Annotated in this window: 10 protein-coding genes; 6 read left to right on the top strand and 4 right to left on the bottom strand. The window is 44.8% G+C overall.

Annotated elements, in window-relative coordinates; genetic code table 11:
- Positions 1 to 237: 237 nt before the first annotated feature.
- From QTO06_RS06320 to QTO06_RS06310, 3 genes are all read left to right on the top strand, one after another.
- Positions 238 to 2145, top strand: coding sequence for a fructose-specific PTS transporter subunit EIIC (locus tag QTO06_RS06320; protein WP_331407221.1), 1908 nt, complete (start codon positions 238 to 240; stop codon positions 2143 to 2145).
- Between the two features lie 77 nt (positions 2146 to 2222).
- Positions 2223 to 3455 carry a mannose-6-phosphate isomerase, class I gene (manA, locus tag QTO06_RS06315; RefSeq protein WP_331407220.1) on the top strand — a complete coding sequence of 411 codons (1233 nt, stop codon included), beginning with the start codon at positions 2223 to 2225 and terminating at the stop codon, positions 3453 to 3455.
- A 201-nt stretch (positions 3456 to 3656) separates the two neighbouring features.
- Entirely contained in the window at positions 3657 to 4592 is a 936-nt protein-coding gene (locus tag QTO06_RS06310) for an ADP-ribosylglycohydrolase family protein (protein ID WP_331407219.1), read from the top strand.
- Between the two features lie 120 nt (positions 4593 to 4712).
- On the opposite strand, the gene QTO06_RS06305 is transcribed toward QTO06_RS06310, so the two are convergent.
- Genes QTO06_RS06305 through norV form a run of 3 tightly spaced genes read right to left on the bottom strand, consistent with a single transcriptional unit; the run spans position 4713 to position 7754 of the window.
- A complete protein-coding gene (locus QTO06_RS06305) occupies positions 4713 to 5051 on the bottom strand; it encodes a DUF1971 domain-containing protein (protein ID WP_331407218.1) in 339 nt (112 codons plus the stop codon).
- 41 nt (positions 5052 to 5092) lie between these two features.
- Positions 5093 to 6241 (bottom strand): NADH:flavorubredoxin reductase NorW, encoded by a 1149-nt coding sequence (gene norW, locus QTO06_RS06300; protein ID WP_331407217.1) that lies wholly within the window; start codon positions 6239 to 6241, stop codon positions 5093 to 5095.
- Positions 6242 to 6251: 10 nt separating this feature from the next.
- Positions 6252 to 7754 (bottom strand): anaerobic nitric oxide reductase flavorubredoxin, encoded by a 1503-nt coding sequence (gene norV / locus QTO06_RS06295; RefSeq protein ID WP_331407216.1) that lies wholly within the window; start codon positions 7752 to 7754, stop codon positions 6252 to 6254.
- A gap of 190 nt (positions 7755 to 7944) precedes the next feature.
- Between norV and norR the strand changes: the two genes are divergently transcribed.
- The gene (gene norR, locus QTO06_RS06290; RefSeq protein WP_331407215.1) at positions 7945 to 9477 is read left to right on the top strand and encodes a nitric oxide reductase transcriptional regulator NorR; all 1533 of its coding nucleotides are present in this window, start codon (positions 7945 to 7947) and stop codon (positions 9475 to 9477) included.
- Positions 9478 to 9574: 97 nt separating this feature from the next.
- Positions 9575 to 10240 carry an HAD family hydrolase gene (locus QTO06_RS06285; protein ID WP_331407214.1) on the top strand — a complete coding sequence of 222 codons (666 nt, stop codon included), beginning with the start codon at positions 9575 to 9577 and terminating at the stop codon, positions 10238 to 10240.
- A 104-nt stretch (positions 10241 to 10344) separates the two neighbouring features.
- Here the strand turns inward: QTO06_RS06285 and QTO06_RS06280 are convergent, their stop codons facing one another.
- Positions 10345 to 12057, bottom strand: a complete 1713-nt coding sequence (locus tag QTO06_RS06280; RefSeq protein WP_331407213.1) for a GMC oxidoreductase — start codon at positions 12055 to 12057, stop codon at positions 10345 to 10347.
- Positions 12058 to 12354: 297 nt separating this feature from the next.
- Between QTO06_RS06280 and QTO06_RS06275 the strand changes: the two genes are divergently transcribed.
- On the top strand, positions 12355 to 13704 hold the full coding sequence (locus tag QTO06_RS06275; protein ID WP_331407212.1) for an aminotransferase class I/II-fold pyridoxal phosphate-dependent enzyme: 1350 nt from the start codon (positions 12355 to 12357) through the stop codon (positions 13702 to 13704).
- The last annotated feature ends 29 nt before the right edge of the window (positions 13705 to 13733 follow it).

The following is a 13733-nucleotide window of genomic DNA, read 5'->3' as shown; positions in this document are numbered from 1 at the left end:
ATCAACAAAGTCTTCAATCCATTATATATGGGAGCAGCAACACATTTCACCTATGATTCATCGACTTCCACATGATGTCACAGATATGCAGTAAGTTTATCCAGTAGACGATCTACGTCACACTCTAGTCGGGCAGTTACAATCCTCCAGTAAATGCATTTTTTCTTCACTACTGTCTCCGCTTGGTTAATTTCAAAATACCCCTGAAATAAAAATTATATTTATAGGGGTTCGACAATGATCACCAAACTAATAAATGAAGACTTGATTAATCTTGATCTTCAAGCGACTTCAAAAGAAGACGTATTTAAAGAACTGGTTGCAGTTCTACACGCCCAAGGTCGTATTTCAGACCAAGAGCAATTTCTAACAGATATAAAAGCACGTGAAGAATTAGGTAATACCGGATTTGAAGATGGCGTAGCTATCCCACACGCCAAAAGTGCCGCGGTCATTGAACCAGCGGTTGTGATCGGCGTAAGCAAATCAGGTATCGAATACGGCGCTGAAGACGGTTTGCCTTCAAAACTGTTCTTCATGATCGCTTCTCCAGACGGTGGCGATAACCACCACATCGAAGTACTTGCAGAGCTGTCTTCAAAACTGATTGAAGATGGTTTCATTGATGCGTTCTTAGGTGCAGCAAACAGCCAAGACGCACTGGCACTCCTGCTTGCTAAAGAAGAGCCGCAACCAGTGGCGGACGCTCCAGCAAACCAAGGTTTCATCATTGGTGTTACTGGTTGTCCTGCTGGCGTTGCACACACTTACCTTGCAGCAGAAGCACTAGAGAAAGGTGCAGCGGCGATGGGTTACGAAATCAAGGTTGAAACGAACGGTTCAATCGGTGTGAAAAACAGCCCAACCGCAGAAGAAATCGAGCGTGCAGACGCAATCATCGTGGCATGTGACAAACAAGTCGACATGAACCGCTTCGCGGGTAAGCGCGTAGTTCAAACCAATGTAAAAGCCCCTATTCGCGATGCTCAAGGTCTGATTAACGAGGCATTAAACGCACCACAACTCCAAGCAGAAGCGAGCAGCAATGCACAAACCTCTGTTGCGAACAAAGCCTCTCAGGCTCGCTCTGACCTATACCGCTACTTGATGAACGGCGTATCACACATGATCCCATTCGTCGTAACGGGTGGTCTTTTGATTGCACTTGCTCTTGCAGTCGGTGGCCAGCCAAGTGAAGCGGGCATGGCAATTCCTGAAGGCAGCATGTGGAACCAAATCCTCAATGTTGGTGTAGTTGCCTTTACACTGATGATCCCAATCCTAGCGGGTTACATTGCTTACGCGATTGCTGACCGCCCTGCTCTAGCTCCTGGCTTGATCGGTGGTTGGATTGCAAACAACGGTTCTTTCTACGGCGCAGACGCAGGTACAGGCTTTATCGGTGCCATCATCGCTGGTCTGCTTGTGGGTTACTTCGTGAAGTGGATTACATCGATTAACTACCACAAATTCATTCAACCTTTGGTGCCAATCATGATTGCGCCAATAACAGGTTCGCTATTCATCGCTGGTCTTTTCATCTTCGTTATCGGCGCGCCAATCGCAAGCCTAATGGACGGTCTGACTGCGCTACTAACGAGCATGAGCACAGGTAACGTCGTTCTACTGGGTATCGTACTTGGTGGTATGGCTGGCTTCGATATGGGTGGCCCATTCAACAAGGTCGCGTTCCTATTCTCTGTGGGCATGATTGCGAGTGGTCAAACTCAGTTCATGGGTGCGATGGCGTGTGCAATCCCTGTTGCACCTCTAGGCATGGCACTGGCAACGGCACTGGGTCGTAAGTTCGACCTGTTCGAAGAATCAGAAACCGAAGCGGGTAAAGCAGCAGGCGCAATGGGTTTGGTTGGTATCTCTGAAGGCGCAATTCCGTTCGCAGCGCAAGATCCAATGTCAGTGATTCCTGCAAACGTACTTGGCTCAATGGTAGCGGCAGTAATGGCGTTCTCATTCGGCATTACCAACAGTGTTGCTCACGGCGGTCCAGTTGTCGCTCTACTTGGCGCGATGAACCACCCAGTACTTGCTCTGATTTGTATGGCAGCTGGCGCAGTAGTTACCGCAGTAACGTGTGTAACTCTGAAGAAAGTTCGCAAAGCGAAAATGATGCAAGCAGCCGCTTAATCACCCCTACCCCCAAATGGCTCCTGTGGCTTGGGTAATGTCGCCCAAGCCATGTTTTTCTCTCATGGTGACACTCTATGTCTGATTTAACGATGTCCGATACACAAACGATTCAAACTCAAGCTAAGCATCCGATGTTTTTCCTGATGAACAACGTGATTCAAAACTACGCTTGGGGCAGTACTACTTCTGTTAACCAACTGTTTGGCATTGAAAACCCAACGGGCGAACCACAAGCAGAAGTATGGATGGGCGCGCATCCAAACGGTTGCTCATTGGTGATGGTAAACGGTGAGGAGACCAAACTCTCTTCACTGATTACTCAAGACATGAATGCCTTTCTGAGTGAACAAGTCGCAAATCGTTTTGGTGAACTTCCATACCTGTTTAAAGTGCTTGCCGCTGAGAAAGCACTGTCGATTCAGGTTCACCCAAACAAACAACAAGCAGAGCTAGGCTTTGCACTGGAAGAAAAACAAGGTATTCCCCTAACTGCTGCAAACCGTAACTACAAAGATCCAAACCACAAACCTGAGTTGGTTTACGCGCTAACCGAATACCAAGCGATGAATGGCTTCCGCCCAACAAGTGAAATCATCAGCTTCTTCTCTGAACTAGCGATTCCTGAGCTGCAAGGCTTGGTGGATGACCTTATCGCAAACCAAACGCCAACGGGCTTGGCGACCTTCTTCTCGGGTCTACTGTCACTAGAGGGCGAACAGAAAGAGATGGCGTTGACGGTGCTATTGGCTCAAGCTCGCATCACCGACTTACCTCTGTTCAACCTTATTCTTGAGCTAGAGAAGCAATACCCTGGCGATATTGGTTTGTTTGCACCACTGATGCTTAATGTGATTACCCTACAACCGGGTGATGCTATGTTCTTGGATGCAGAAACGCCACACGCTTACTTAAAAGGTACAGGTCTTGAGATCATGGCAAACTCAGACAACGTACTGCGCGCAGGTCTGACACCAAAATACATGGACGTGAGAGAGCTCGTTGCGTGTACACGCTTCAATGAGAAGCCATTCGACAGCCTATTGCTTGCACCGACTGAAATCGACGATATGTTGGAATACCCAATTCCTGTAGACGATTTCAAATTCGCTATCGTTAAGCAAGCTCACCAGCGTACTCTAGAAGTGCAAACCGCTGAGATCCTCATGCCTCTGGATACCAAGCTTGTGCTAACTCACGCAAACGGCGAAACGTGCGTGGTTGAAAAAGGACAATCAGTTTTCATTCCGGCTTACGCAAAACAGGTCACTTTGGATTGTGAAGGTCGTGTCGCACGCGCTTACAGCTAATCGTAATTATTAATAGCACGCCACTAAAACCAACGCCCCGCGACTCGCGGGGCGTTTTGCTTTTAACCCTAGTCTTTTTAACCCTAGTAAAGCAATGGTTAATTGAGCACTATAGTCTTGATCCAAAACAGAAAAATTTCCCTACAAAACCAAGAAACTGTGTAAGACTTATTGAGTAGCCCTGTTGATAAAGGTGGCAAGATGACTCATAGAAACGCTCGCTCTCTTCATGCCATTATCGGCGCACTCGTCGGTGATGCAGCATCTCTCGGATTTCATTGGCTTTACGATCAAGAGCTCATCAGGCAGTTTGGTTCTCCGCATCCGGAATTTCATCAACCTAACCGAACTGAATACCATGACAAAGGTTATTTTGCCCACGGTAGCAAGCAAGTTGGTGACCTCACCCACTATGGCGCACAGCTTATTGCCATGTTAGACGCCCTGGTTCAAACCGGACACTACGACGAGGCGCGTTACATTCGCTCCTTTAGAGAATGGTTTGATTTTGGTGGTAAATGGCAGGGCTACACAGACAAACCCACCAAGCAAACACTACTCAACATTCATGCATTAGAAGACAAAGAATTACGCGTAACTTTGTGCGGGGCTGACGACACACAGAACCCAGCATTATCCAAGCTTCCGCCGTTGGTGGCTTTTCATTCTGATGATGACAAACTCGCTAAACTGGTTGATTCCGCGGTGCGGGTTACCAATAACAACGACACCGCAGTTATGTATGCCCAAGCTGTCGCAGTGATGATTCAGATGGCGTTGCAAGGCGCTGCGCCCAAAGCGTGTGTGATGGCAGCTCAGACGGTTTCTCCGACGATTGCCAACGACATTCAACGTGCAGAAGCGATGAGCGGCAGAAACGCCACCAGCGTTGCGGAGTCGATTGGGATGCATTGCGGTTTAGACGCTTCATTTGTGGTGATTTGTCATTTGTTGATGAACTCAGAAAGTTACGAAACCACCATGCGTGAGAACATATACTGTGGCGGCGATTCAAGTGGTCGAGCTATTCCACTCGGTGCCATTCTTGGGGCAAGTTATTACGACACGCCAATGTCGATTCCAAATCATTGGATGGATAAAACGGCGCTTCCTCGTTGTCTATTACAATGTTTATAAACTCCCAGATAAAAAGAGCAGCGACGAATCCCTGCTCTTTTACTTATATTTAATGACTTGATAATTAACGCTTCTTCCCGACAAATTAGCGCTTTATCTGATCACTCATCGTGACTAGTGCTATTTCTTCGCGTGGAACATCACTTGCCCACTCTTGTCTTTATTCGACCAGAAATTAATATTGAACTGAGCATCATCGCTTATCTCAATTCGGTGCCAATATTGCGGAGGACTGGTAGCAAACTGACCTGCGTTGATCACAATCACCACTTCTGGCTCTGTAGCATTTTCATCAACAAAGCCGTAGTAAGTCACTTGTCCTTCCATGACGCACAGCTGACCAAATACACTCTCAGCGGTATTGTGATGAGTAAGCAACGCTGGCGGTACATTATCTTTAGTGAAGAAAGGCGTTGAGCGCTGGATCGTCCAATCTTTCGGAATTCGTAGATGTGACATAGTGATACCCTCTCTAGTTAAATTCTGTTGGTTTTAATTCATTATGCTTGAGCTGCTTGAGACAACTCCCTGAGTAACGGGAATGCTTGTATGACTTGATCTCCTGTCACAACGAAGCCCATTAACTGGCTATTTTCACTTTCTGCTTTGGCTTTGATACCTGTTTGAGAAATCTGCACATTCCAAGTAGCAACTGAACTAAAGTCGCCAGCCAATTGGATTGGGTAGCTCGGCGTTTTCACCTTCACCATCATAGGCGGTAGCTTCAACTCTGCTTCTTGTCCCAATAGTTGCTTACCTAACACATTGGCACTCAATACGATCGGTTGCAGATAAGGCATCATTCGACCTTGAATCTCGGCGCAATCACCTAATGCAAATACATTGGCTGCTGATGTCTGTAATTGAGCATCCACCTCGATGCCTTTATTCACGCTCAACCCACAAGCCTTCGCTAACCAAGTGTTAGCACGTAAACCCGCTGCTGAAATCACCACGTCGGCTTCGACTGCTTTACCTTTGCTCAAGCTTGCCACCAGCGAATCATCTGAGTGATTTATCGCGACAACTCCAGTCTCCAAGGCAAGTTGAATGCCTTGCTGCTTAAGTTGGTTTTCAAGCGGCAATGCAACGAATTCAGGAATCAAGTTAGCGAGCAAACGGGGATTTGACTCAACCACCGTAACTGCTTTACCACTGGTTGCGAGATCCATGGCGATCTCAACGCCGATCAAACCACCACCCATTACTAGAATTCGTTTCGCACGACTAATTTGCTCTTCCGCTAATTGATATTCTTGTAGCGAGTTTAGCGTTATCACCTCAGGTGCTGCATCGCCAGATATTGGCGGCACAAAGGCTTTCGCGCCTGTCGCAAACACCAGTTTGGAATAAGGATAGGTTTGGCCGTTAGCGACCACTTGCTGAGCTTGTACGTCGACATGCTCAATCATGGTATAGGCGAACAGTTCGATGTTGTGTTCCTGTGCGAACGCCTCACCACTTTTAACTACCAAGTCTTGGGCGGTTTGCTTGTTGCTGAATACATGACTCAAATCGGGCTTGTTGTATTCCGCGCCATCATCAGCAGTAAACACTTGCAGCGGAATATGTGCGTCCATTCGACGCACTGTTTTCACCAATTGGTAAGCCGCAAAGCCGCTACCAATAATCACAATAGGTGCTTGCATATTCGCCCCCTTACCCGTTGTATTCGACAAAGACGTCTTTACCCAAGTGGCATTCTGGGCACAAGAAGTAATCTGGCACTTCAGACCATGCCGTACCCGGTTCAACACCTTGATTAGGCTCGCCTTTAGCTGGGTCGTATACCCAATTACAAACCGTACAAACCATGCATTGACAATCTGCGGGATGCGCCTCAGTACTAGGGTTGCTAGGAGCAGCATCTACTACCGCCTGTGTTGTCGCTGGCGCAGCGGGTTGTGATTGAACTTGTCGTGCAGACGCAGCAATCGCCGGAGAAATAACAGGACTTGTGAGATCATGCTTTGCCCACAATTTCGCGATGTTCTGACCATGTTCGCGACATTCACGCATCGCTTTACCATCTGGTCGCCATTTGGTTTTCAAACTCACTGCGGTTTCAAAGCCTGCGTCAGTTAATCGAGCATGGATACGATCCACCGCACCACCATTCCACCCGTAGCTGCCGAATGCAGCGGCCTTTTTCGCTTTAAAGCGCAGACCGGTAATTTCTTCTAGCATGCCTGCGATCTTCGGCATCATGACGTTATTCATGGTAGAAGAACCAACCAAGATGCCTTTTGAGCGGAATACGTTGGCGAGAATTTCATTCTTGTCATGCTTAGAGACATTAAAGACTTTGACCGCCACGCCAGGGTCGACATCGTGAATGCCTTGCGCGATTGCATCGGCCATCATTCGAGTGTTGTTTGACATAGAATCGTAGAAAATCGTAATGCGATCTTCTTGATAATTGTCTGCCCACGCCAAGTATTGCTCGATTATTTGAACGGGATTATCGCGCCATACAATGCCGTGTGACGTTGCGATCATGTCGACAGGCAAGTTGAAGCTCAGCACTTCTTTGATTTTGGCGGTTACCAAGCTGCTGAATGGCGTTAGGATGTTTGAGTAGTAACGCAAACACTGTTCCATCAACTCATTTTGATCCACTTCATCATTGAACAGACGTTCATCGCAGTAGTGCTGCCCAAATGCGTCGTTACTGAATAACACTGCATCGCCAGTTAGGTAAGTCATCATACTGTCCGGCCAATGCAGCATTGGAGCTTCCACGAAGACTAATTGCTTACCGTTACCAATATCGATACTGTCGCCCGTTTTTACGGTTTTGAAGTTCCACTCAGGATGGTGGTGATGACCCACAATCGAATCAATCGCCGCTTCTGTACAGTAAATTGGTGTGTTCGGAATTTTCTCCATCAATGCCGACAATGCACCTGAGTGATCTTCTTCTGCATGGTTTACCACGATAAAGTCGATAGACTTAAGATCGATTTCCATTTCTAAATTTTGGATGAATTGTTGACTGAATCGATGATCGACCGTATCAATCAATACGGTTTTCTCTTCACGAATTAGATAACTGTTGTAGCTGGTACCTTTTGTCATTTTGTATTCTGTACCATGGAAGTCCTGAACTTCCCAATCGCGCTGACCTACCCAATGAATGTTGTTTTTTACGTGAATTGTCATAATTACTACCTTGAATGACGAAATAAATAAGAAGAACTGACTTTTATATTGCATCGGGCATGCCAACTTTTTACTTCCTTTATTTTCAACAAGTTAAAACAAAATCAACAATTGTAACTGTCATTAAGACACAGTTGAAAATTGTCATTAAGACACTACAATAGTCATATTGACACAATTGGTATTGGTTATGACTTCTTTAATCGCGCAGTGGCTACACATCACGCAAGACCTTAACTCGGCACTCACTCAGCAAGCTCGTTTTGATACGTTGTTGACCACGATTCGAGAGGTATTAAAGTGTGACTCTTCGGCCCTTCTTTTGTATGAAGATCAGCACTTTAAGCCATTAGCGATCAATGGTTTGGCAGAAGAAGTGCTGGGACGCCGTTTCTCCATTGAGCAGCACCCAAGGTTAGAAGCCATTGCCCGAGCAGGCGACATCGTGCGCTTTCCCTCTGACAGCGACTTACCTGATCCATACGACGGCTTAATTCCAAACCACGATGACAAACTGCATGTCCATTCCTGCATTGGTTTACCTTTGCTGATCGACGATCAACTGATTGGTGCCATTACGATTGACGCCTTCGACCCTAACCAATTTGATGGGCTACGCAACCAAGAGTTACGTTTTGTCAGCGCGTTGGCAGCAGGTGGCCTACACACTGCACTCTTACTAGAACAACTAGAGACACAAGCGAGCCTGCCACGTGATTCTTACGCCGAGAAGCGCACCTTAAGTAATGAAATCATTGGCAACTCTCAGGGCATGAAGAATCTTCAAGAGCAGATTGATGCAGTCGCCGATACGGAATTGTCTGTGTTGGTCATGGGAGAAACGGGCGTAGGTAAAGAGTTGGTTGCCAGCGCTATTCACCATCGCTCTAGCCGCTCTAACAATACCTTGGTTTACCTAAACTGTGCAGCACTGCCGGAGTCCGTAGCAGAGAGCGAACTGTTTGGGCACATCAAAGGCGCATTTACGGGCGCAATCAGTAATCGTAAGGGTAAATTCGAACAAGCCGATGGCGGCACACTGTTTTTGGATGAAGTCGGTGAACTGTCATTAGAACTGCAAGCTAAGTTACTTCGAGCTCTACAATACGGCGACATTCAACGTGTGGGTGATGATCGCCATATTCGAGTCAATACACGCATTGTCGCCGCCACCAACCGCATATTGCATGAAGAAGTTACTGCTGGTCGCTTCAGAGCCGACTTGTATCATCGTTTAAGTGTCTTCCCGCTTCATGTTCCACCACTTCGTGAACGTGAAGACGATGTGGTGTTATTAGCAGGCTTTTTTGTCGAACGCTTAAGAAGCAAATTGGGATTAAACAGCATTCGTTTGTCTCCTACTTTGGTGCAGGCACTTAAAGACTATTCATGGCCAGGCAATGTGCGGGAACTTGAACATGTCATTAAACGTGCCGGTGTTTTGGCAAAAGCGCGTACTCACGCCATGGACATTGAGTTAGTTGAGCAAGATTTTGATATTAGAACGCCGAATCAGAACATCAAGAACGTGGAGGAGACGGAACAAAACGCTCGGCTTGAGCAACCAGAAGGCGGACTAAAGCCTGCCACTGACGCCTTCCAAAAAGCGATGATTGTTCGAGCTCTGGAAGAGAATCAAGGCAACTGGGCAGCAACGGCACGTCAGCTTGAAATAGATAACGGCAATTTGCACCGATTAGCGAAACGCCTAGGGATAAAATAGGGATTGGGTAAAAAGCGTGTGAGATGGTGGAATTCCGCAGGAAAATCGATGTTGCTTGTGTCAAAATGCGCCATCTCAATCGACAAGTCATAACGTAATGAATTTTCAAGCTGCTATTTTTGACATGGATGGTTTGCTCCTCGATACGGAGCGAGTGTGCATGCGCATTTTCCAAGAAGCGTGTGAAGCACAAAGCCTCCCATTCTACAAAGACGTTTACCTTTCAATCATTGGCCGCAACGCGGCGGGCATTGAGGTCATTTTCCGCAAAGCTTATGGGGATGATCTTGACCGATTGCACAAAGAGTGGCGTGACCGATACGATGCAGTGGTAAAACATCAAGCGATACCAGTGAAAGATGGCGTAGTTGAATTGCTAGAGTGGTTGAGGGAAAAAGGCATTCCTACCGCAGTGGCAACATCAACAGCGAAAGAAGTAGCACTGAAGAAGTTGGAACTGGCGGGCCTAAGCAAGTATTTCGACAACTTAACGACAGGCTGTGAAGTGTCACACGGCAAACCAGATCCAGAGATCTACCTGCTTGCAGCAAGTCGTTTAAACGTAGATCCAACCAAATGTATCGCGTTTGAAGATTCCAACAATGGCGTACGTTCCGCAGTAGCGGCAAACATGGTTACTTTCCAAATCCCAGACCTTGTAGAACCTTGCGAGGAAGTTCGTGCCTTTGGCCATGCGATTGTTCCTTCCTTGCATCACGCATTAGCTGAGTTAAACAGGCATAACCCGTTTTCGCTCATCTAAGTTCAAAACAACAAAAAACGCACTCTCGATTGGGAGTGCGTTTTATTTGTTGTATAGAGAAAACCACCACTTTTCAGTGATGGCTCCAATCGATACATGGTTGGTTATGAAAAATCTTTTGAGATAATGTTTTCAATATTCCTTTCTGCTAGTGCCGCAATGGTCAACGCAGGGTTTGCACATCCATTGTTTCCAGGAATAAGGGCTCCATCAATAACATAAAGACCATTGTATCCATCTACACGCCCAAATAGGTCTGTCGCTTTCCCCATTTCCATTCCTCCAACTGGGTGCGCACCAGTAAAAATAACGTCGGAGAAACCCTGAGCTCCTATTCGTTGCCAGTTGGCTCTTGCAACTTTGTTGTTTACTGCTCTTAACGCATCCGTTGCATCTTTCTCGTTCTCTTTCGGGTAATGAAGAACTGCATCATCGATAGAGGCATCATAATAAAAATGACCTCGATTCTTAAAGTCCGCAGTCACGGATAGCATCATAGAAATCCCTACGTCAGCAATACCAGCATTTGCCCAGTTTTCTGCTGCGACCGGGCTTCTTCCGGCTTCATCAACATAAATCGCCGTAGGAGAAGGAGAAGCTTGAGCAATACCAGCAGGTAATCCAAATAACGACTGTCTAAATGCCATTCGGTTGCCATTATCGCCCCAGTTCTTGCCGACATATTCATTTAACTCCGGCAAGTCTCCTCTCTCTTTTGCTCTAACAAGCATACGTGTTGTGTGGTAAGAACCCGCCGATAGAATAAGCTTGTCGCACGTAATCGTTTTTTGTTGAACAACATTGCCGTGAGCATCAAGCTCTTGAATGTCTAGTTCATAAATATCACCATTCATTCGAATGTTGACCAGTTCATGTTTGTGGTGGAAGGTGACATTCCCTGTAGCCTCCGCCAACGGAATATAGTTTTGCCCAAGATCGTTCTTACAACCGTTACTATTACCGAAGTTCGTTAAGCCAATAGTTGCTGATGGTAGGCTTTTCCCTTTGAGCTCTTGCCTAATAACGTCCCAATTCCAGTTACCTTCAATAAGATAAGGAGAATAGCCGGCTTTTGAAACTTCTTTATTCCAATCTCGACAATGCTTAAACGGAGCACTAGCAAAAACATCTTTAGGCATGTTGCTGTAATTTAAGATGGATTTCACTCTTGGATAATAAACGTCCACCATTTCTTTGTAAGAAAGTTCGTTAGGGTAAAGTTTTTTGAAATGTTCTTCCTTTGGTATAACCATTACGCCGGTATAAATCACTGAGCCGCCACCTACTGCAGTTCCTAACAATAGGTCAGACCCGTCTTGATTGTTTTCTCCCGGCTTGTCGACAATATCAAGAACACCACCGAATTTTTCGATATTACGTGGAGTAATAGTTTGGAGGAATGGTAGGTCAAACGTGAGTGCGGGAAAGGTGGTCTTTGTTCTTTGCCAAAACATCCGCTTGTCAGCCAACATATCATGTGCAAATACCGCTCGCTTAGGGTCATTAGGCCAGCGGTTTCCTCTTTCAATTACTGCCGTTTTAATACCAGCAAGACCAAGTCGATACGCACTAATTGCACCACCAAAGCCGCTTCCAATAATAACAACAGGTAAATGCCCATTGATTTGAGGAGGGCGTTCAAAAAGCTCTGGTAAATAGCTTTCTAAAACAGGTAAGCCTTTAAACTTATCAATCGGCTTTTCTTTTTCTGGATGAAAGAAGAAAGCCTGAGCCTTTGGAGAGGTGGCACTCATACCAGCAGCAACTGAGGTAGCAACACAAGATTTTAAAAATACTCTTCGATTTGTACTAGGCATCAACCGTACTCCTTTATTGCGATTAACAATTTCTCAATATTAACCATGCTATACATAAACCTTAATTACTACTAGCAAGGGCATTAAAATATTCGAAAGAATGCTAACAATCGTAAAAAAAATAATAATTAAAAAATTTATAAAAACAAATCAATCATTATCTTAACGGTTATTCGAGAGTATCTACTAGATATTGACATATCAATAATAATATAAACCGATTTTAATGAATAAACTCTCATAAAAATAATTTTATTTAGTACAGAATCAATAAAAACCGTCAAATGAGAAAATAAAATGAACAATTTAATTAAAGACAAGAAAAAAGTTAAAGATATTGTAGAGAAATCGTATATAAACATTTTAGATCCTTTTAATAAACACGGCCCTAATGGCGGTATCTTTCAGAAAGCAAAATATGCTGCTGAATGGGAGGCGGTACGAAGACATTTAGAAATTCATACCTACAGAAGAACCTTATTAACGAAGCCGGATCGAATAGTTCGAGCAATTGACACACTAAATGAGAGGAAACCGAGGGAATATTTATTCTTTGCATCGAATGGATATTTAAATCTTGCATCACATCCAAAAGTCATTGAAAAATCTCACTTAGCAATGAAAGAGTGGGGGGTTAGTTCTTGTGCGTCATCTGTTATTGGCGGAAAAACTCAGCTTCATGTAGAGACTGAAGAAAAACTTGCGGATTACTTAGAAATGGAATCTGCATTTCTATTCCCCTCTGGTTCTACAGCTAACGAATCAGTCTTAACAGCATTAGCTCGGCCTGGTGATAGCATAATTGGAGACAACAAAAACCACTTAAGTATCAATTTACCTTGTTCAGCTTTAAACGCTACTTCGAAAGGGCGAATTAGCTATAAAAAATATCAAAGCAATGATATCCAAGGATTAACACAAGCATTAGAAACTGCCGAAGGTTCAACTATTGTAATCACTGACGGTGTATTCAGTATGGATGGCACTGTCAGTAAACTTGATGAGATCAGTTCTTTGTGTAAGCAAAACAGCTCTACACTTATCGTAGATGATTCTCATGGTGTCGGAGTTATTGGAAAAAATGGTAAGGGCACGCATAAATATTTCAATGTGCATCCAGATATAATTACAGGTTCTTGCGCAAAAGCCCTAGGTGGAAATGGTGGCTTTGCTGCAGGATCAAGAGAAGTGATTGACTATATCGAGGCAGCTTCTACGGCTGCAATTTATAGTACTTACCAAACTGCAGGTATTGCAGCCGCACTATCGGCATCCCTTGATATTATTCAAGAGCAACCAGAGTTAGTGACTTCTCTCCTTCAAAAGTCAAACTACTTAAAAGACTCTTTTAAGAAATTAGGAATAAAAACTACAGATAGTATTACAGCTATTGTTCCTGTTATATTTAATTCTTTAGATGAGTCATATTTTATGGCTAAATACCTAAATGATGCTGGTATTTACGTTAACATCATATATCCACCAGCAGTTAAAGAACCTCGTGCTCGATTCTCAGTATGTGTTAATCATAAAAGATCCGACTTAGATTATACAATTGAAACCGTGAGGAATGGTTTAGTGAATTACAAACATAATTTTTCAGATACGGGAAAGACTTTTTTAGAGCAACAGTTATCTCTTATTTAGATTTCATTAACTAAGTTGATGGACGTAGG

The sequence above is a fragment of the Vibrio sp. M260121 genome (genome assembly GCF_036533715.1).
GTDB lineage: Bacteria > Pseudomonadota > Gammaproteobacteria > Enterobacterales > Vibrionaceae > Vibrio.
Note: the sequence above shows the minus strand (reverse complement) of the source record. Positions and strands in the feature narration are given on the sequence as shown.